The organism is Actinomadura rugatobispora (genome assembly GCF_055379765.1).
Window position 1 is genome coordinate 2,060,349 of the sequence record NZ_AP029191.1, and the last position, 20,015, is coordinate 2,080,363.

The following is a 20,015-nucleotide window of genomic DNA, read 5'->3' on the forward strand; positions in this document are numbered from 1 at the left end:
ACCGGGAGGTTCCGCATGACCGGGATCGGTACGTGACCGCAGGGGTGGGCGAGCGGGCGGCGGACGCCGAGCTGGCCGGCCGCTTCCGCCGGGACCCGCAGGAGTTCACCACCGTCCACGACCGGTACTTCCGCGACATCTACCGGTACGTGGCCGGGCGGCTGGACGAGCAGGCGGCCGAGGACATCGCCGCCGAGACGTTCCTCCTGGCCTTCGACCAGCGGGACCGCTTCGACGCCGAGCGCGGCGGGCTGCGGCCCTGGTTGTTCGGCATCGCCACCAACCTGGTGGCGCGGCACCGGCGCAAGGAGGCCCGCCACTACCGGGCGCTGGCGCGGCTGGGTCCCGAGCCCGCCGCCGAAGGGCCCGAGAGCCGGATCGTCGCCTCGGTCGCCGCGGGGCGCCTGCGGCCGTCGCTGGCGAGGGCGCTGGCCGGGCTCACCCAGGGCGAACGCGACGTCCTGCTGCTGGTGGCCCTGGGCCAGCTCGGCTACGAGGAGGTCGCCCAGGCGCTGGGCATCTCGCCGGGGACCGTCGGCTCCCGGCTCAGCCGGGCCCGCGCGAAGCTTCACGACGTTCTCGACCAGGAGGCAATCAATGGATGACGACCTGCGGACGATCGCCGCCGTGCTGGCCCCGCCGGAGCCGTCCCCTGGCACGGTCGAGCGCAGCCGCCGGCGCCTGGAGGACAGGACGGCGCGCGCCTCGGCGGTGCGGCGACCGCCGTGGAGGCGGCCAAAGCTGGTCTGGCCCGCGTCGGCCGGGCTCGCGCTGGCGGCGGCGGGCACGGCGGCGGCGATCGCGGTCTCCTCGGGCCCGGCGCCGACGCCCCTCCCGGTCGACGGCCCGCCGCCGTCGGGCCAGGCGTCCGGGCGGCAGGTCCTGCTCGTGGCCGCCACGGCGGCCGAGCGGGCACCGGCCGGTTCCGGGACGTACTGGTACGTCAAGATGACGACCGACACCTTCGGCTACGAGACGTGGGCCCGGCGCGACGGCCAGGAATGGATGCGCGGGGACAAGACGCAGGGCAGGCTGATGAAGTCCCCGCTCCCGGCGTCGTTCGTCCTGGCCGGGCAGGACCTGAGTGTCGCGCGGATCGAGCGGCTGCCGACGAGCCCCTCCGGGCTGAGGGCGGCGGTCACCGACATCGTCCGCAACAGCGACGCCCGGGACAGCGCGGGCCGGCGTCCCGCCGACCGGCTGGAGCAGGAGACGCTGCTGGCGCTGGTCTCGCTGGTCTCGCAGCTGCCCGCACCGCCGAAAGTCCGCGCCGCCGCGCTCCGGGCGATCGCGAAATCCCCCGGCGTGGAAGACCTCGGCGAGACGGACGGCGGGCGCGGCGTGCTGCTCCCCCTGCACGGCGACCAGGTGCGGCTGGTGGTGAACATGGCGACGGGCCAGGTGAGCGGCACCAGCTTCCTGATGACGGCCGACGGGGCCGAGATGCACATCGGGCAGGGAGGCACCGCCACGGTCACCGCCCACTGGACCGACCGCCTCCCCCGGTAGAAGAGGCCGTGCGTTCTAATAGTGAATGAAACAAGGTAAACGGGCAGAGCGAAAACCCCCTGCCAGAATTGGAGCGCGCCAAGTCGGCGACCGTGGATCTATTCCCTCTGAACGCGCCACCCGCACCCGCCCCCGCCGCCTCAGGCGGGCGCTCCGTCCAACCATGATCGCCCATATGGCCGACCGCGGCGTCACCGCCTCGACATCACGCTTCGACTGGACGGAGCGACGTCCGAACCCTGCCTCCGAAAGGCCGCTCGATCACGACTGACGCTGTTAAGATAATGACACCATGATCTGACAGCGGTCGGAGGGATACCGATCTTGCCTGGTCGGAGTGGCCGTCCCGGCCTGGTCGCGCGAAATGAAGGCTGGATCTCGGTAAGCGCCTCGGCCGGTGCCGCGACCGTACTCTCCATCTATACGGGCATGCTGACCGCGGGGGCACCGCCGCAGGCGTCGGCCTCGTCACTTCTCCGGCACGCCGTCGACCTGGGCTGGGCCAACGTCCTGATCGCCATCGGCCTGGTCCTCATCATCCTGCAGATCATCTCGGCCGCCCTGCGGTCCCGGCTCACCGCGCGGCACGGACGGCGCGAGGGCGAGGAGCTGTGCGAGGTCCTGCTGAGGGACGTGGTGGCGCTGCTGGCCGCCCAGCGCCCCTGGGTCACCTACCGCAGCCTGGTGACCATCGTCGACGAGAGCAGGACCAAGCGATACACGGTCTGCGGCGCGTTCATCCGGACGGATCCGGAGTTGACGCTGGAGGTCCCGATCGATTTCGGAATCGCCGGACGGGCCGTGACCACCAAGGCGATGTCCGCGGGCGATCTGGACGACGCCACCAGAACCCGCGGCCCGGACGGTGCCGAAATCGCGGGAATATGGCCCAGCGTCGCATCGGTTCTGGCCTTTCCGCTGTGCTCCGAGAACGGCGAGGCCTTCGGTACGGTGAACTTCGACACTGATCACAAGCTCGCCGAATCGGGCTTGGGAGACCGCAAAGTGCAGGACATCCTCGGATCAGTCGCCGAAATGGTCGGCTACTTCATGAGAGGGCACAGTTCGGATGGAATTGCCCGACTCCCTCGCTGAACTGGGGGAATATGCACTGCATGCCCAGATAGCGGCCATTCTCAACACTTCCTCGTCCGGGCGGCTGGTCGGCGACGACGCGGCGATCCTGCCGCTCGGGGACGGCTCCGATCCGCTGCGGCTGATCGTTTCGGTGGACCGCCTCGCGCAGAACGCGGCGCCGGGAGTGCGCGCGAGGCTGCTGGTCACGCAGACGCTCTCGGACGTCATCTGCACCGGCGGCACACCGCTGGCGATGCTGCTGGCCGTCCAGGTGGAGCGGCACACGGACCCGGCGGAGGTCGTCGACCTGGTGGAGTCGGTCGAGGCCGTGTGCCGGGAGTACGGCTGCCACCTGGTCGGCGGCGACACCAAGGAAGGCGACGCGTTCTCGGCCGTGGGCGTGGGGCTCGGGACGGCACAGGCGTCCCGGGTGATCCGCCGTGTGCCGGTCGTGCCCGGCGACCTGGTGGGGGTGACGCTCGCCGGAGGAAGGAGGTGGGGCCGCCGCTGGGGGCATCACCTCGTCGAGCACTTCGCGCTGCCGGTCGGCGAAGGCGTGCGCGCACTGCTGGCGGCGAGCGAGGACGACATCATGCTCCCCGTCGCGGAGACGGCCGCGCTGCTGGCCTCCGGAGTCACCGCCGGGCTCGATCTGTCCGATGGTCTCGGTGCGTCGCTGCGGATTCTCGCCACGGCGAACTCCGTCGGCTTCACCGTGCTCCCCGACGCGCTGGACGAGATCGTGGACGAGGCCGCGGTCGCCCCGGTCGCGGCGCACCTGGGCATCCGCACGCGCGCTTTCGCGATGAGCCCTGGTTACGTGTGGAACAACATGTACGCCGTCCCCGCGGAACGGGCCGAGCAGGCTCGCGCGGCGGCCCGCCGGGCCGGCGGTGACTTCGTCGTCGTGGCCAGGGCGCGGCCGGGCCCTCCCGAGGTTCGTTACGGCGACGACGACGCGGGGGCGCTGATCGAGGCGGCCTCGGACGAGAAGTTCCGCCGCTGGGCGTGGTCGGACCGCACCGAGCACTGGCTGGACGTCATGCGGAGCGCCAAGCTGTGAACGCCCCGGCGATCGAGCTGCGCCTGCTGCTCGCCGAGCGGTGCGATCTGGCCTGCGTCTTCTGCCACAACGAGGGGCAGCCGGGCCGGGACGCCCTGCTGGCGGCCACGCCCGACCAGATCGCCCAGATCGTCGGCGATCTGCGGGCGTGGGGAGAGGTGCGGGTGAAGTTCTCCGGGGGAGAACCGACGCTGCATCCCCGGCTGGGAGAGTATCTGGCGGCCGTCAACGCCCAGGGCGTGACCGACGCGACACTGATCACCAACGCCAACGATCCCGGCGCGTTGGGGCGCCTGGCCGGACGCCGTCCCTTCCGCGTCAGCGTCAACCTGCCCGCCGCCCTGGCAGAGGACTACGCGAACCTGACCCGGGGCAGTTTCCAGGCCGTCATCGCCAGCTGCCGGCTCCTCGCGGAGTCCGGCGTCGAGTTCGCGTTGAACTCCTACTGGCCCCTGCGCCGCGCGCCCGCCAGGCTCGTCCCTCTGGTAGAACTGGCGCGCGAACTGAAGGGCACCCTCAAGATCCTTTGCCCGTGCCAGGTGACCGACCCCGATCAGCAGCGCCGGGTTCTGGCTCCGCTGGCCGAGGTGCTGACCGGCCTCGGCTACACCGGCGTCCGGCAGGAAGACCACAAGTGGTTCTTTCAGCGCGGTGCGCACGTGATCAGGCTCCAGACGCCCTGGTGCCCGGTCGTCTGCACGGCCCGGCGGAAAGAGAGGCGTTCGGTCCGCATCACGGCGGCCGGGCTCATCCACGGCTGCCTGGACAGCAGGACCCAGTACTTCGGATCGATCTACGCGGACCGGGAGCAGCGACGGCGGCAGCTGGGCCGCGCCCTGGACGCGGCCGGCGCGTCCTGTGCCGGTTCCGGCATGCGGGTCGCCGTTCTCAGACGAAGGGAGAACACTGCACGTGATTGAGACCGAGCGGCGTTTCCGGCTGAATGCGCCCGAGACCGAAGCGCTGAAGAGCGCCATCGAGTTCTCCAGCCCGATCCGGCTCACCGACATCACCTTCGGCCCGCACGGCGCCCAGTCCATGGACAAGGACGGCTGGATCGTCCGGCTCCGTCTCAGCGGCGACAAGGCGCGGATCGAGCACAAGAGGAAGCTGCCCGACAGTCGCTGGCAGGAGATCGGCCTCGCCGTGGACGCGCCCGGCTCGGCCGTGCGCCTGCTCACCGCGATGGGCCTGCGGCCGGGACTGCTGATCCGGCGGCTGCGCAGTGCCTCCACGTTCAAGGGTGCCGAGCTGGCCCTGGACGACCTGGACGGCCTGGGCACGTTCCTCGAGGTGGAGTTTCCCAGAGAGACCGCAGGCGACCGGACGCTGCACGAAACGGTGGCAGGGCTGCAGGCGCTCGGCGTGTCGCTCACCACGCCGGCACCCCCTTACGGCGACCAGATCAACGCGGCGATCGAGCAACGGGAGGAGTTCGCACACGAGCACGACCGCCGCATGCGCGAACTGCTCACCGAACTCGGCGGTGACCCGGCGGTCGCCGTGTTGACGAAGACGCACGCGACGCGGTCGGCACCGTCCGGCCCCCGGGAGAACTACGAGCGGGCGCTGAGGAACCGGGGGATGTCGTACTGCCGGTACTCCTCGTACCCGGTCGGCGCGGTGGCCGTCGCCGCCGACGGGCGGATCTTCGATGGCTGCAGCGTCGAGAACGGCTCGTTCGGCCTGACGATATGTGCGGAGAGGGCGGCGTTGACCGCGGCGGTGCTCGGGGGATCCGCGAGCACCGCCGGCCGCGAGATCACCGCCATCGTGGTCGCCGGTCCCGACGGGCGCTCCTGCTCGCCCTGCGGAGCGTGCCGCCAGTTCATCGCCGAACTCGCGCCGGACGCGGACGTCACCTTCTGGTGGGAAGGCGAACTGGTCACGGTGAGCGCCCGCGACCTCATGCCCATGGGCTACGTATACGAGTGACCCGTCAGTCCTCTGCTTCGAGGTCGCCCTCCAGTTCCAGGTACTGGGCGCGGAGGCGGTTCAGGACGTCCGGGTCCGGCTCGGCCCACAGGCGGCGCTCGGCGGCCTCGAGGAGGCGTTCGGTGATGCCGCGCAGCGCCCACGGGTTGGACTGCTCCATGAACTCCCGGGTCTCGTCGTCGAAGACGTACTCCTCGGCGAGGCTCTGGTACATCCAGTCGTCCACGACCCCGGCGGTCGCGTCGTACCCGAACAGGTAGTCGACGGTGGCGGCGAGTTCGAACGCGCCCTTGTAGCCGTGCCGCCGCATCGCCGCGATCCAGCGCGGGTTCACCACGCGCGCCCGGAACACGCGGTGCGTCTCCTCGGCGAGGGTGCGGGTCTTCACCTGGTCGGGCAACGCCGAGTCGCCGACGTAGGCGGCGGGGCTCTTCCCGGTGAGGGAGCGGACCATCGCGACCATGCCGCCGTGGTACTGGAAGTAGTCGTCGGAGTCGACGATGTCGTGCTCGCGGGTGTCCTGGTTCTTGGCCGCGACCGCGATGCGGCGGAACGAGGACTCCATGTCGGCGCGGGCCTCGCGCCCGTCCAGGCCCCGGCCGTAGGCGTAGCCGCCCCACACCGCGTACACCTCGGCCAGGTCGGAGTCGTCGCGCCAGTTGCGGGCGTCGATCAGCGGCAGCAGCCCGGCGCCGTACGCGCCCGGCTTGGACCCGAAGATCCGGGACGTCGCGCGCCGCCAGTCGCCGTGCCGGGCGTGGTCCTCGGCCGCGTGCCGCCGCAGGTGGTTGGCCTCGGGCGGCTCCTCCAGATCGGCGACGGCCGTGATCGCGTCGTCGATCAGCGCGATGACGTGCGGGAACGCGTCGCGGAAGAAGCCGGAGATGCGGACGGTGACATCGATCCGTGGCCGTCCCAGCTCCTCGGCCGGGACGATCTCGAACCCGGTGACCCGGCGCGAGGCGTCGTCCCAGACCGGGCGGCAGCCGATCAGCGCCAGCACCTCGGCGATGTCGTCGCCCTGCGTCCGCATCGCGGAGGTGCCCCAGACGGTCAGGCCGACGCTGGACGGATACTCCCCGGTGTCCTCCAGGTGCCGGGCGATCAGCGAGTCGGCGAGGGCGACGCCGACCTCCCACGAGTTGCGGGACGGGATCGCCTTCGGGTCGACCGAGTAGAAGTTCCGGCCGGTCGGCAGCACGTTCACCAGGCCCCGGGTCGGGGACCCGGACGGCCCGGCGGGCACGTACCCGCCGTCGAGCGCGTGCAGCACCGCGCCGATCTCCCCGGACGTGGCGTCCAGCCGCGGCACCACCTCCGCCGCGCCGAACTCCAGCAGCCGCACCACGTCCGGGATCTCCCGCCCGAACACGCCGTCGCAGACGGTCTTGGCGCCCGCGACGTCCCAGCCCGCGGCCTCCATGCCCTCGACCAGCGTGCGCGCGAGCCGCTCCAGGAGGTCGACGGCGTCGGAGGCGGTGCGGGCGGGGCCGTCGGCGAGGGCGGTCAGCGCGGACAGGTCGGCCTCGACCCGGCGGCCCGGGTCGGCCAGCAGCGCCTTCTCGTCCAAGCCGAACTCGGCGGCCAGCACCGCGCGCAGCCCCGGCATCGCGCCCGCGACCCCGCCCCACACCTGCGCCGCCCGCAACACGGCCAGCACCAGGTTGACGCGCGCCTCGTCCACCGGCCGCCGCCCCAGGATGTGCAGGCCGTCGCGGATCTGCACGTCCTTGATCTCGCACAGGTACCCGTCGATGTGCAGGATGAAGTCATCGAACTGCGACTCGTCCGGCATCTCGTCCTGGTGCAGGTCGTGGTGCAGCTGGGCGGCCTGCACCAGCGTCCAGATCTGCGCCCGGACGGCCGGGAGCTTGCCCGGATCGAGGTCGGCGACGGTGGCGTACTCGTCCAGCAACTGCTCCAGCTTGGCCAGGTCGCCGTACGACTCGGCGCGCGCCATCGGCGGCACCAGGTGGTCGACGACGGTGGCGTGGCCGCGCCGCTTGGCCTGCGTGCCCTCCCCGGGGTCGTTCACGATGAACGGGTAGATCAGCGGCAGGTCGCCGAGGACGGCGTCGGGGGCGCAGCCGTCCGACAGCCCGAGGCCCTTGCCGGGCAGCCACTCCAGCGTGCCGTGCTTGCCCAGGTGGACGACCGCGTCCGCGCCGAACTCCTCGTCCAGCCAGCGGTAGGCGGCCAGGTAGTGGTGCGACGGCGGCAGGTCGGGGTCGTGGTAGATCGCCACCGGGTTCTCGCCGAAGCCCCGCGGCGGCTGGATCATCAGGATCACGTTCCCGAACCGCAGCGAGGCGAGCACGATGTCCTCGCCGTCCACGTACAGCTCGCCGGGCGGCTCGCCCCAGTGCTCCCGGACGCCCTCGCGCAGCGGCCCCGGCAGCGCCTCGAACCAGGACCGGTAGTCCTCAAGCCGGACCCGCGACGGTGCCTGGCTCAACTGCTCCTCGGTGAGCCACTCCACGTCGTGGCCCCCGGCCGCGATCAGCCGGTGGATCAGCGGGTCGCCGTCGTCGGGGTCGCGCCACAGCTCGTCGTCGCCGCCCAGGTCGTACCCGGCGGCGGCCATCTCCCGCAGCAGCCCGACCGCGGACACGGGCGTGTCCAGCCCGACCGCGTTCCCGACCCGCGAATGCTTGGTCGGATAGGACGACAGGACGACCGCGACCCGCTTCTCCCCGTTCGGCCGGTGCCGGAGCCGGGCGTGCCGCACCGCGATCCCCGCCACCCGGTCCGCCCGCCCCGGATCGGCCACGTACACGGGAACGCCGTCCGGGCCCTCCTCCTTGAACGAGAACGGCACCGAGATCAACCGGCCGTCGAACTCGGGAATCGCGACCTGCATGGCCGCGTCCATCGGCGTCAGCGCCCCGTCCGACGCCTCCCACACCGCCCGGCTGGAGGTCAGGCACAGCCCCTGGACGACCGGCACGTCCAGCCCGGCCAGCGCGCCCGCGTCCCAGGAGTCCTCGTCACCGCCCGCCGACGCGTCCGCCGCGACCGCGCCGCCCCCGGCCAGGACGGTCGCGACCAGCGCGTCCGCCCGTCCCAGCAGCTCCAGCAACCCCTCCTCCGCACCCCGCAGCGACCCGCAGAAGACCGGCAGCGCGTTGGCTCCCCGCGCCTCGATGCGCTCGCACAGCACGTCCACGAAGGCCGTGTTCCCCGACAGCTCGTGCGCCCGGTAGAAGACGACCCCCACCGTCGGGCGGCCCGGCTCCACCCTGGGCTCGCCGTGCAAACCGTACGATGGCATCGGAACCGGCGGCGCGAACCCCTCACCCGTCAGCAGCACCGTGTCGCTGAGGAAACGGGCCAGTTCCCGCAGGTTGGTGACACCGCCCTCGCGCAGGTAGTCCAGCGCCTCCGCCGCCACTCCGGCCGGGACGGTCGACAGCGCCATCAGCTCGGCGTCCGGATCGGCCTCCCCGCCCAGCAGCACCAGCGGCAGGCCCAGCCCGCGCAGCCGCTCCACGCCCTCCGGCCAGGTCTTGCGCCCGCCCAGCAGCCGCACGACGGCGACGTCGGCGCCCTCGGCCAGGGCCGCGAGCTCGTCGAGCCCGATCCGGACCGGATTGGCGGTCACATATCCCGCGTCCGCCGCCCGCGCGGCGAGAAGTTCGGTGTCGGCCGTGGACAGCAGCAGGGCACGCATCATCGGCAAGCCTCCCCCGGGGTCTCCGCGCCCCGGCTCGGTGAAGAGGTCGGCGACGGCACGGAGTCTCCTGGCTCCCGGATCGGCGTCCTCCCCCGGCCTTCCAGCGTCTCCGCCGTGGCCCTGAGCGAGAGAGGACTCCCCGGTCACAGTTGCGGGACAGCTCCGGATTCACACCGGATTCCTCACCCGCCGTCGCCCGCCATCGTAGCCCGCGCCCCATATGCGAAGTCAGCACCCCTAGGCGCGGGCCCGCTGCTTCTCCCGGACGCGCCGGAACACATGATCGAGGCCGCGCCGCTCCTCGAAGTACACCCCGAGCAGGTAGGGCTGCCAGCCGCCGTCCCGGTGCGGCACATGCAATGGGTGCACCTCGCGCTGGGGGTCCGCACCCAGTTCCTCCAGGCAGCCGCCGCACAGCGGGCGGGGCCGGGCCTCCTGGCCGTACACCGCGGTCGCGGGTCCGTGCAGGGGGTTCAGCCAGCAGAACGGCACGTTCCCGTCCACGGGGACGCCGGTGTCCAGCACCATCCGCGCCACCCGGCACAGCACGACCGCCACGAAATGATCCGGCCAACCGCCCGTGTACGCGACCGCCCGGGGTGCCAGCTCCTTCGTGATCGTGTCGGCCGCCTCCAGGCACGCGACCGCCTGCTCCCGCGCGGGCCCGCCGGGAACCCCGGCCTCCAGCCGCTCCCGCAACGCGTTTCGCTCCTCCTTGAACCGCCCGCGCAGCTCCCCGGAGCCCAGCTTCTCGAACGGGCTGTACGGGGTCTTTCCTCGCACCACCATGACGATCTTGCGCAGCACCCACAGCAGGATGATCATCAGCACGCCGAGCACGACCCCGACGATGATCGCCCCGTCCCGCAGGCCGGTCCAGAACGGCTCCTCCAGGAGCGCGGCGCCCTCCGTCGCCTGGAGATGCAGCATGAACCCGGCCAGGCCCACCGCGATCAGGACGACCGCCAAGCCGACCATCCCGCCGTACCAGGTGCCCCGCACCTCATCGGTCCGCTCGGTGGCGAACCCGCGCCGCCACACCGGGACGTACCCCGCCACCAAGGCGATCAGCAGCGGCACCCCGCCCACCGCGACCCCGGCGAACCGCCGGTACGACTCCAACTCCTGCGCGTCCAACGCCCGTCACTCCCCGATGTCGCGCCGCCCTGGACCGCAGGCTACGCGCCTGGACGATCAAGGAGGGACAAGACCGCCCGAACAGGTGCGTCCGGGAAATCCCTGGGTAGGGGGACGGCATGTCCACCCAAGCGGTCCCTCCCGCGACCGACCGTCCGGTCGTCGGGTCCTACGGCAAGTACGAGGGCGCTCAGCGAGCGGTCGACTTCCTGTCCGACGAGAAGTTCCCGGTCGAACGAACGGCGATCATCGGCTCCGACCTGAAGATGGTCGAGACCGTCCTGGGCCGCCTCACCAAGGGCCGCGCCGCCCTCGCCGGCGCGGGCAGCGGCGCCTGGTTCGGCCTACTGGTCGGCCTCCTGCTCACCCTGTTCACCGCCAACCACAGCGACGTGTTCGGGCTGCTGCTCGGCGGCGTCCTGTTCGGCGCCGTCTTCGGGGCGGTCTTCGGCTTCATCGCCCACGCCGTCACCGGCGGCCGCCGCGACTTCACCTCCCGCAGCCAGATCGTCGCCGGCCGCTACGACGTCGTCGCCGACGCCGAGGTCGCCGAGGACGCCAAGAACATGCTCATCAAGCTCGCCTGGCGCGAAGACTGACCGGACGCGATCCCACGACGGCCGAGCACCCTCCGACCTGTGAATTCCTGGGGAATTGCGGTTCCGGGGCAGGATCGTTGGATTGTCCGCTTGCTCCCGGGTCCCCATCCGCTGACCACCGTTCCGATTCTCCGCACGGCTCGAACCGGTTGACCGCCTACTTTGCGGCTCGTCGTGGCTTTTGGGCTCCTGGGCCGTAGGTTGGGGTCGGGTCTTTGGCGGTTTGGAGCCGTTGCCAGCGGATGTGGGCCGGAGGTTGCGGGTTGCTGGTTGAGGGTGCCGTGGTGGCGGACCGGTATCGGGTGGCCGAGCTGCTGGGTGAGGGCGCCATGGGCCAGGTGTGGCGAGGCGAGGACCTCCGGCTGGACCGGCCGGTGGCGGTCAAGGTGCTGCAACCGCATCTGATGCACGGCTCCCTCCGGGAGCAGGCGCTGGCCCGGTTCGAGCGGGAGGGGCGGGCGGCGGCGCGGCTGGCGCACCGCAACATCGCCGTCGTCCATGACGTCGGCGAGCATGACGGGCTGTCCTATCTGGTGCTGGAGTTCCTGCACGGCCGTGATCTGAAGAGCCTGCTGCGCGACCATCCCGGCGGGCTGCCGATCGAGGATGTGCTGGAGTACGGGGCGCAGGCCGCCGAGGGCCTGGCCGCCGCGCACGCCGCCGGGATCGTTCACCGCGACGTCAAGCCCGCCAACCTCATGCTCAGTGGCGACGGGACGGTGAAGGTCTGCGACTTCGGTATCGCCCGGCTGCACGGCGCCACCACCGGCCTGACCGGCGATGCCAGTATCGGCACCTTGGCCTACATGGCGCCCGAGCAGATCATGGGGCAGCCCGTCGACCACCGCGCCGACCTGTACGCCCTCGGCGCCACCGTGTTCCAGTTGCTGACCGGCCGCCACGTCTTCACCGGCGACGACGCCCGCGCGGTGGTCACCCAGCACCTGGCCGCACCCCCGCCCCCGGCCCGCACGCTGCGCCCCGACACCCCTCCCCAACTGGAGGAGTACCTGCGGAAGCTGCTGGCCAAGGAGCCCGACCAGCGGCCCCCCCGACGCCGCCGCCGTGGCCGCCCGCCTGCACGACCTGTGGCGCCGGCGCACCGACCCGCACCACCCCGACCGCCTCGAGGCCCTGCGAGCACGCGCCGACCAAGCCGAGAGGGAGGGCCGGGCGGGCCGCTACGACACCGCCGTCACCGCCCTGCAGAATCTGCTGACCGACTGTGTTCGAGTACTGGGTGACGATCACCCCGACACCCTGCACACCCGCCACATCCTCGCCCAATGGACGGGGGAGGCCGGGGACGCGGCGGCCGCACGCGACCTGCTCATCGAGTTGCTCCCGAGCTATGAACGGGTGCTCGGCCGCGACCACCCCGACACTCTGGACACTCGCTACCACCTCGCCCAATGGATAGGGGCGGCTGGGGATGCGGTGGCCGCACGCGACCTGTTCGCCCAGCTCCTCACCGATCGCGAACGGGTGCAGGGCTCAGACCACCCCCACACTCTGTACACCCGCCACGGCCTCGCCCAATGGACGGGGGAGGCCGGGGACGCGGTGGCTGCACGTGACCTGTTCGCCCGGCTCCTGACCGATCGCGAACGACTGCAGGGCTCCGACCACCCCGACACCCTCAACATCCGCCACGGCCTCGCCAAGTGGACGGGCAAGGCCGGTGATGCCGCGGCTGCACGCGACCTGCACGCCCAGCTCCTCACCGACCGCGAACGACTGCAAGGCCCCGACCACCCCCACACTCTGAACACTCTCGACGACCTCGCCCACTGGACGAGGGAAGCCGGCGACGAGGCGGCCGCACGCGACCTGTACGCCCGACTCCTCCCAGATCACGAACGAGTACTCGGCCCCGACCACCCCGACACCCTGAACACCCGCCACAACCTCGCCCTCTCGACGTGGGCGGCCGGGAATCCGGCGGCCGCACGCGACCTGCTCGCCCGACTCCTCCCCGATCGCGAACGAGTACTCGGCCCCGACCACCCCCACACCCTGAACACCCGCCACAACCTCGCCGGCTGTATGGGGGATGCCGGGAATGCGGCAGGCGCACGCGACCGGCTTGCCCAACTCCTCCCAGATCGCGAACGGGTGCTCGGCCCCGACCACCCCGACACCCTGGGCAACCGTCACGACCTCGCCCTCTGGACGGGGAAGGCCGGGAATGCGGCAGCCGCACGCGACCTGGACACCAAGCTGCTCCCCGATCGCGAACGAGTCCAGGGCCCCGACCACCCCAGCACCCTGCAAACCCGCCACAACCTCGCCGACTGGACGGGGAAGGCCGGGGACGCGGCGGCCGCACGCGACCTGCACGCCAAGCTGCTCCCCGATCGCGAACGAGTACTCGGCCCCGACCACCCCCACACCCTGCAAACCCGCCTCAACCTCGCCGACTGGACGGGGGAGGCCGGGGACGCGGCGGCCGCACGCGACCTGCTCGCCCGGCTCCTCCCCGATCGCGAACGAGTACTCGGCCCCGACCACCCCGACACCCTGGACGTCCGCCTCGGCCTCGCCGACTGGACGGGGGAGGCCGGGAATGCGGCGACCGCACGCGACCTGCTCGCCCGACTCCTCCCCGATCGCGAACGAATACTCGGCCCCGACCACCCCCACACCCTGGGCACCCGCCTCAACCTCGCCCACTGGACGGGGAAGGCCGGGGACGCGGCGACCGCACGCGACCTGCACGCGGAGTTGCTCCCGCACTATGAACGGGTACTCGGCCCCGACGACCCCGACACCCTGCGAACCCGCCGCAACCTCGCATACTGGACAAGAAGGGCCGAGAATCCCCTCAAACGGTGGAATCTTTTCAATAGATGATCTTGTCCCCGGCATATGGTCGTGGCGTGCATCGCGCAGGACCCCTGGTCAGCCCTCAACGTGCTGCCAGCACCGATATACCGGGTCCTTCAGAAGCGTTACGGTCTCGCGTTCCAGGACGGCCGCCGCCCCTGGCGCCTTCGCGTCGTCGCCGACGCCGAGGTCGCCGAGGACGCCAAGAACCGCCTCATCAAGCTCGCCTGGCGTGAAACCTGATCCCCTCTATCATCCCGCGGATGGAGATCCACATCGTCCCGGACGACCAACTGGCGGACCTGGCCCTGCGGCTGCGCGACTCATCCCCCGGGGACTGGAGCCCCGACGCCCTGCGGAACCGGGGCACCGCCGACGCGCGCTTCCTGGACGGAGAACTCGCCGTCCCGGTCGGAACCGCCGACCCGTCCGCCCTGGCACAGGCGGACTGCTTCCGGCGCGCGGCCCAAGTCCTCAGAAAGGCGCTAGGCCCCGCCTCCACCATCGGAAGCCACGGAGCACCCAACACCTGGGGAAACCCCTACCTGCTCTGGCCCCAGAGCATCGAACTACGCGCCGGCGCCAGCGGCCCGGAACTGGTCCTCACCGACAACTGGCCGAAGCACCAGGGACGGGACGGTTTCATAGCCCACCTCCAGCCGGACGACTCCAGCCCCACCCCCTGGAAGGCGAAGGACTGGGACGTCTTCGAACGCGCCTTCGCCGCCTGGCTCTCGACCGTCTCAGCGGAGCAGCGCGCCCTCGGCCTACCTCTCGTCCCCGCCATCCACGGAGGGCTTCTCCTCGACATCTACCCCCACGAGGATCGGCTCCTGATCGGCGGCGCCGGCTCCGCCGACTTCCCCGCCCTCGGCTGGATCCCCGGGCCCCTCGAAGGGGACGACCCATGGTTCGACTACCCCGAATGGCGCCTCATCGGCGGCGCCATCGGCCACGTGGACGGGGCCGCCCTCGCCGCGACAGCCGTGGCCACCGCCCGTGCCGCAGGCGTGGCCTCCCCGGAAGACCTGAAGATCATGCACGGCACCCAGAACGAGACCCCCGAGGGCGACGAGTACTACATCACCTTCCACGGCCTGGGCATCAACGCCCGCTCGTCCCGTTGATCAGACGCCCTTCCAGCACCGGTACACCGGGTCCTCAAAGAGCGCGACCGTCTCCCGTTCCAGGATCGAGAACAGCACGTCGACGAACGGATGCCGGAGCAGGGGACGCCGACAACCGCGTCGCCCTCACGTCGTCGCCGACGCTCAACACGGTGTGGCGGCCGGGATCATCACCTCGGTGCGATCGACCGCGGCCTGCCGCGCGAGCATCCGACCGGAGACCCGGCCCGGCGAGCGCCCCGAGGTCACCGAGGCCCGCCGCAACGGCTACACTCGCGGCACCATCGCCGCGATCGCGGTGGTCTCCCTCCCCGACGAACCGGCCATCGCAGGAGCCTCCAGCAGGCCGCTCGGACATCGCCGCCGAAGTCCCCTGACCTGCCGGCCCCCAGCGCGACGATTCAGCCGGCGGGCAGGCGCAGTCGCCTCAGGGCGAGGGCGTTGACGGCGACGATCAGGCTGGAACCGGACATCGACAGCGCGGCGATCTCGGGGCGCAGGACGAGGCCGAGGCCGGGTTCGAAGACCCCGGCGGCGATGGGCAGCGCGATGGCGTTGTAGCCGATCGCCCAGCCGAGGTTCTGCCGCATCTTGCGCAGCGTTCCGCGGCCGACGCGCAGGGCGGTGGGCACATCCAGCGGGTCGGAGCGCATGAGCACCACGTCGGCGGTCTCGATGGCCACGTCGGTTCCGGCGCCGATGGCGATGCCCAGGTCGGCCTGGGCCAGCGCGGGCGCGTCGTTGACGCCGTCGCCGACCATGGCGACCTTGCGTCCGTCGCGCTGCAGCTCGGCGATCTTGGCCGCCTTGTCACCGGGCAGCACCTCGGCGATCACGGTGTCGATGCCCAGCCTCGCGGCGATGCGCTCGGCGGTTGCCCGGTTGTCGCCGGTCAGCATGACGACCTGGACGCCCAGGTCGTGCAGCGCGGCGACGGCCGCCTCGGAGGTCTCGCGCGGGGCGTCGGCGACGCCGATCAGAGCAGCCGCACGGCCGTCGATCGCGGCGATCACGGCGGTGCGTCCGGTGGCGGCCAGCTCGTCGCGGCGGGCGGCCAGCGGGCCGAGATCGACGCCCTCGCGTTCGAGCAGGCGGCGGTTGCCGACCAGGACGCGCCGCCCGCCGACCTCGGCGATGGCACCGTGCCCGGGGACGTTCTCGAAACGCTCGGCCCGGACGGCGTCCAGCCCGCGTCCGGCGGCGTAGGCGACGATGGCCTGCGCGAGGGGATGCTCGGATTCGCGTTCCACGGCGGAGACGAGCCGGAGCAACTCGGTCTCCTCCAGCCCGTCGGTGACGACGTCGGTCACCTCGGGTTCGCCCTTGGTGAGCGTGCCGGTCTTGTCCATCACGACGGTCTGGACGCGGGCGGAGGTCTCCAGGGCCATGGCGTTCTTGAACAGCACGCCGCGCTTGGCGCCCAGCCCGGTGCCGACCATGATCGCGGTCGGGGTGGCCAGGCCGAGGGCGTCCGGGCAGGTGATGACGACCACCGTGATGGCGAAGAGCATCGCGGTGGAGAAGGCGCTGCCGGTCAGCAGCCAGGTCGCCAGCGTCGCGGCACCGCCGATGAGGGCGACGAACACCAGCCAGAACGCCGCCCGGTCGGCGAGCCGCTGGCCGGGGGCCTTGGAGTTCTGCGCCTGCTGGACGAGCTTGACGATCTGCGCCAGGGCGCTGTCGGCGCCGACCTTGGTGGCGCGCACGCGCAGGGTGCCGTTGGCGTTGATGGTCGCCCCGATGACCGTGTCACCGGGCGCCTTGCGCACCGGCAGGCTCTCGCCGGTGACCATCGACTCGTCGACCTCGCTGTCCCCGTCCTCGACCACCCCGTCCACGGCGATCTTGGTACCCGGCCGCACCAGCAGCAGGTCCCCGGCCGCGACCTCGGCGGTGGGCACCTCGACCGGCTCGCCGCCGCGGATGACCACGGCCCTGGGCGGCGCGAGGTCGAGCAGGGCGCGGACGGCGTCGTTGGCGCCGCCCCGGGCCCGCATCTCGAACCAGTGCCCCAGCAGCACGAACGCCGCCAGCACGGTGGCCGCCTCGTAGAACACCTCGCCGCCTCCGGTGAGGGTGATCACCAGTGAGTACAGCCAGCCGGCCCCGACCGCGACGGCGACCAGCACCATCATGTCCAGCGTGCGGGCCCGCAGCGCGCGGACGGCACCGTCGAAGAAGATCCAGGACGAGTAGAAGATCACCGGCAGGCTCAGCAGCAGCGCCCACACGTCCTGGCGGAGCCCGAACGGGGTCGGGACGTCCAGGCCGAGCACCTCCTCTCCGATCGGCGACCAGATCACGATCGGGATGGAGAACAGCAACGCCACCAGGAACCGGTTGCGCATGTCGGCGACCATCGCCGCCATCGACATCGCCCCGTGCCCGCCGTGCCCCATCGCCTCGTGCGGCGACCGGGCCTCCACCGCCTCGGCCGCGGGCGGGTCCGGTTCGGCCATCGGATCGCAGATGTGGGAGGGCACCGACTGCCCGGCGCAGTGATAACCGCACTCGGTCACCCACCGTCGCAGTTCCGCCAGCGACGTACGCGCCGGGTCGAACACGACCGTGGCGGTCTGGGAGACGGGATTGGCCTCGACTTCCAGCACTCCTGGACGGCGGCCCAGCACGGAGGTGACGACGTTCTGCTCCGACGCCCAGTTCAGACCGCTCACGTCGAGAACGGCGACGCCGCGGTCCTTGCCCGAGCCGGGCACCTGCTGCTTCTCCTGGTCCGTCGGCGGATTCGCGCCGTGGTGCATGGCCGACCTCCTCTCTCGTCCCCCATATAAACCTATACCCCGTGAGGGTATTCCGCGCTCCCGCCGGCCGTCGCACTCTTCCCTAGGTGACCGGGGCCAAGCACGACACCGCCTGACGCGTTCCGCGAGGCGGCCTCCGGAGATCCGAGCCGGGACTCCCAGGTCGACATCCTCCACGCCGCCCAGTGGCCCGCCGATGCCCAGATCACGATCTCGGACCGCCGCACCAGGAACAGAGCGGGTCTCCGTCACGCGCCGGGCAGGGCGAAGCCGACCGCCTTCCCCAGGCCCGGTCGGCTGCACGTCCTCGTCGAGTAGATGGCGCAGTGGCCGCCGGTCAGGCCGCTTACCAGGGAAAGGCCCCGCCCTCCGAGGCTGAGGGCCGCGATGACGGCGTCCAGGTCCCCGTCCGGCTCGGGCGTGACGGACGGCTCGCGCAGCAGCTCGGGCACGCGCCCGAAGAAGGGGTCCGCATCGGCCAGCTCGCACCAGACCGGCCGGCGGTCCGTACCGGCGAACAGCACGCGCAGTTCGTACGGCGGCTCGGCGTGCCGTACCCCGTTGGCGGCGAGTTCGGCCGCGACCAGCTCGGAGTCGGCCACCCGCTCCGGCGCGACGCCCGCACGGCAGAGAAGATCCCGGACGATCACCCGCGCCCGGTGCTCCGCCCGCCCTGATGGCAGACGCCAGACCCGCACGGCCCAGGGAGATGCGTCCACATATCCCTGCTGCCGAGCCACTGATACCCACATCCGATTCACCTCGATCATGACTTTGCGTCGCCAGAACCAGACACACAGTGAAGAGACCTCTGCCACAATGACGGAAGATCACCAAATGAGCAAGCTTCTTCAAGTGAAATATTGCTCGCCACACAGGGAGGGCGGATGGCACCCGCAGGACGGACGATCCGGAGCAAATGGCTCGGGGACGCCCTACTCAGAGCACGTAAGAACGCTGACCTGACCGGCGACGAAGTCGCTCAACAGCTCGGCTGGCCAGCCTCAAAGGTCAGCCGGATAGAGAACGGACTGATCCGCGCACACTGGGGTGACGTCCAAGATCTACTTGACCTGTACGGCGTCACCGACGCAGACGAACGCACGACACTCATCAAGCTCGCGAAGAGCCTGCGCGAACGCGGGTGGTGGCGGGCATACGGCGGGGAGTTGAGTCACCCGTTCGCCGACCTGCTCAGCCTTGAGGGCACAGCCGATGAGATCGACGTCTACCAACCGCAACTCCTGCCCGGGCTCCTGCAGACCCGCGCGTACGCCATGGCCGTCATAGGCGCCAGCCGGATGCAGCAATCAAAAGAGGAGGTAGAACGCTTCGTAGAGATCCGCACCGCTCGCCAAGACATCCTCACGCGAGCCACGCCCGTTCACCTTTGGGCGATCGTCGGCGAAGCCGCTCTACGGCAGCAGATCGGTGGAATCGCGGTGATGCAGGGGCAGCTTCGGCACCTGCTGGAGATCTCCGAGCTGCCCAACGTCACCGTGCAGGTCCTCCCCTTCACGGCCGATGCCACGACCGGCATGTACAGCCCGTTCAGCATCCTGACCTTCGCGGGAACCGGCTTGCCCGAGGTTGTTCACATTGAAAATCTCACCGGCGGCATCTACCTGGAACTTCCAGAAGAGGTGGGACACTATAGGTCCTCATACAACCATTTGAGGGCATCCGCCCTGCCGACCGGGAGGTCGGCACGGCTGATCGCTGCTGTCAGTAAGGAGATCTGAACGGTTTGAGTCTCGAACGGGACGGCTCGTGCACACTCTCCTCGCCCACCGCAGGCGCTTGGCGGAAGAGCACCTACACCGGCGACACAGGCGACTGTGTTGAAGTGGCCCACCACGGCGGCGGAGGAATCGCCGTACGTGACTCCAAGGACCCCGCCGGGCCGAAGCTTCTCCTCACCGGCAACGCTTGGCGATCACTCAACCAACGCATCAAGAACGGCCGCTACGACTCCTAAGTCGCGGCCCGCTTCTTGACGACCAGCAGTGTGGCGGCACTAGAGGTAGCCGAGCGTCGCCACGGCTGCTCGTCCGGCTCACTTGAACTCATCGAGTCGATCGCCGTCGCCTACGAGAGGTGAAATCCCTTGGACATCTCGCTGGTCACGTGGCGCAAGTCCAGCTACAGCGCGGAGTACAACTGCGTGGAGGCGGTCTCCCTGCCCGGGGCCGTGGCCGTGCGTGACTCCAAGGACCCCGGCGGGCCGAAGTTTGTGCTCAGTGGGGCTGCCTGGCGGTCGCTCAATCAGCGCATCAAGGGTGGGCGTTACGACTTGTGAAACGCTCC

The 20,015-nt window shown here is 71.0% G+C and carries 18 protein-coding genes and 1 riboswitch; of the genes, 14 read left to right on the forward strand and 4 right to left on the reverse strand.

All coding sequences use genetic code 11. From position 1 onward, the window contains the following. Positions 1-32 precede the first annotated feature (32 nt). From ACZ466_RS08595 to ACZ466_RS08620, 6 genes are all read left to right on the forward strand, one after another. Positions 33-605, forward strand: a complete 573-nt coding sequence (locus ACZ466_RS08595) for an RNA polymerase sigma factor (RefSeq protein WP_378282539.1) — start codon at positions 33-35, stop codon at positions 603-605. Further along, the gene (locus ACZ466_RS08600; RefSeq protein ID WP_378282538.1) at positions 598-1,509 is read left to right on the forward strand and encodes a CU044_5270 family protein; all 912 of its coding nucleotides are present in this window, start codon (positions 598-600) and stop codon (positions 1,507-1,509) included. Before ACZ466_RS08595 ends, ACZ466_RS08600 begins: the two co-directional genes overlap by 8 nt. 429 nt (positions 1,510-1,938) lie before the next feature. Further along, positions 1,939-2,604 carry a GAF domain-containing protein gene (locus tag ACZ466_RS08605; protein ID WP_378282537.1) on the forward strand — a complete coding sequence of 222 codons (666 nt, stop codon included), beginning with the start codon at positions 1,939-1,941 and terminating at the stop codon, positions 2,602-2,604. Continuing rightward, entirely contained in the window at positions 2,579-3,649 is a 1,071-nt protein-coding gene (locus tag ACZ466_RS08610) for an AIR synthase related protein (protein ID WP_378282536.1), read from the forward strand. The genes ACZ466_RS08605 and ACZ466_RS08610 overlap by 26 nt, the downstream gene beginning before the upstream one ends. Further along, positions 3,646-4,569, forward strand: coding sequence for a radical SAM protein (locus tag ACZ466_RS08615; RefSeq protein ID WP_378282535.1), 924 nt, complete (start codon positions 3,646-3,648; stop codon positions 4,567-4,569). Before ACZ466_RS08610 ends, ACZ466_RS08615 begins: the two co-directional genes overlap by 4 nt. Continuing rightward, a complete protein-coding gene (locus ACZ466_RS08620) occupies positions 4,562-5,584 on the forward strand; it encodes a cytidine deaminase (protein ID WP_378282534.1) in 1,023 nt (340 codons plus the stop codon). The genes ACZ466_RS08615 and ACZ466_RS08620 overlap by 8 nt, the downstream gene beginning before the upstream one ends. A 4-nt stretch (positions 5,585-5,588) precedes the next feature. Here ACZ466_RS08620 and cobN read toward each other — a convergent pair whose 3' ends face one another. Then, positions 5,589-9,257: a cobaltochelatase subunit CobN gene (gene cobN / locus ACZ466_RS08625; RefSeq protein ID WP_378282533.1), complete on the reverse strand. Its 3,669-nt coding sequence runs from the start codon at positions 9,255-9,257 to the stop codon at positions 5,589-5,591. Between the two features lie 37 nt (positions 9,258-9,294). After that, positions 9,295-9,466, reverse strand: a riboswitch (cobalamin riboswitch). Positions 9,467-9,494: 28 nt separating this feature from the next. Next, complete coding sequence (locus ACZ466_RS08630; RefSeq protein WP_378282532.1) at positions 9,495-10,394, reverse strand: Asp23/Gls24 family envelope stress response protein; 900 nt, start codon at positions 10,392-10,394, stop codon at positions 9,495-9,497. Between the two features lie 119 nt (positions 10,395-10,513). On the opposite strand from ACZ466_RS08630, the gene ACZ466_RS08635 reads away from it, so the two are divergent. The 5 genes from ACZ466_RS08635 (at position 10,514) to ACZ466_RS08655 (ending at position 14,946) form a co-directional block, all read left to right on the forward strand. Further along, on the forward strand, positions 10,514-10,993 hold the full coding sequence (locus tag ACZ466_RS08635) for a general stress protein (protein WP_378282531.1): 480 nt from the start codon (positions 10,514-10,516) through the stop codon (positions 10,991-10,993). Between the two features lie 263 nt (positions 10,994-11,256). Beyond that, on the forward strand, positions 11,257-12,237 hold the full coding sequence (locus tag ACZ466_RS08640; protein WP_464043147.1) for a serine/threonine-protein kinase: 981 nt from the start codon (positions 11,257-11,259) through the stop codon (positions 12,235-12,237). Beyond that, a complete protein-coding gene (locus ACZ466_RS08645; RefSeq protein WP_464044010.1) occupies positions 12,197-13,846 on the forward strand; it encodes a tetratricopeptide repeat protein in 1,650 nt (549 codons plus the stop codon). The genes ACZ466_RS08640 and ACZ466_RS08645 overlap by 41 nt, the downstream gene beginning before the upstream one ends. A gap of 21 nt (positions 13,847-13,867) precedes the next feature. After that, the gene (locus ACZ466_RS08650) at positions 13,868-14,062 is read left to right on the forward strand and encodes a hypothetical protein (RefSeq protein ID WP_378286423.1); all 195 of its coding nucleotides are present in this window, start codon (positions 13,868-13,870) and stop codon (positions 14,060-14,062) included. Between the two features lie 20 nt (positions 14,063-14,082). Continuing rightward, positions 14,083-14,946 (forward strand): hypothetical protein, encoded by an 864-nt coding sequence (locus ACZ466_RS08655; RefSeq protein ID WP_378286425.1) that lies wholly within the window; start codon positions 14,083-14,085, stop codon positions 14,944-14,946. Positions 14,947-15,347: 401 nt separating this feature from the next. On the opposite strand, the gene ACZ466_RS08660 is transcribed toward ACZ466_RS08655, so the two are convergent. Further along, a complete protein-coding gene (locus ACZ466_RS08660) occupies positions 15,348-17,708 on the reverse strand; it encodes a heavy metal translocating P-type ATPase (protein ID WP_378286426.1) in 2,361 nt (786 codons plus the stop codon). 248 nt (positions 17,709-17,956) lie between these two features. Beyond that, positions 17,957-18,427, reverse strand: a complete 471-nt coding sequence (locus tag ACZ466_RS08665) for an ATP-binding protein (protein ID WP_378286427.1) — start codon at positions 18,425-18,427, stop codon at positions 17,957-17,959. Between the two features lie 168 nt (positions 18,428-18,595). Here ACZ466_RS08665 and ACZ466_RS08670 point away from each other — a divergent pair, with 168 nt between their 5' ends. From ACZ466_RS08670 to ACZ466_RS08680, 3 genes are all read left to right on the forward strand, one after another. Further along, complete coding sequence (locus tag ACZ466_RS08670) at positions 18,596-19,450, forward strand: helix-turn-helix domain-containing protein (RefSeq protein ID WP_378286428.1); 855 nt, start codon at positions 18,596-18,598, stop codon at positions 19,448-19,450. 5 nt (positions 19,451-19,455) lie between these two features. Continuing rightward, positions 19,456-19,686, forward strand: a complete 231-nt coding sequence (locus tag ACZ466_RS08675) for a DUF397 domain-containing protein (RefSeq protein ID WP_378286429.1) — start codon at positions 19,456-19,458, stop codon at positions 19,684-19,686. 129 nt (positions 19,687-19,815) lie between these two features. After that, positions 19,816-20,007, forward strand: coding sequence for a DUF397 domain-containing protein (locus ACZ466_RS08680; RefSeq protein WP_378286430.1), 192 nt, complete (start codon positions 19,816-19,818; stop codon positions 20,005-20,007). Positions 20,008-20,015: the final 8 nt, after the last annotated feature.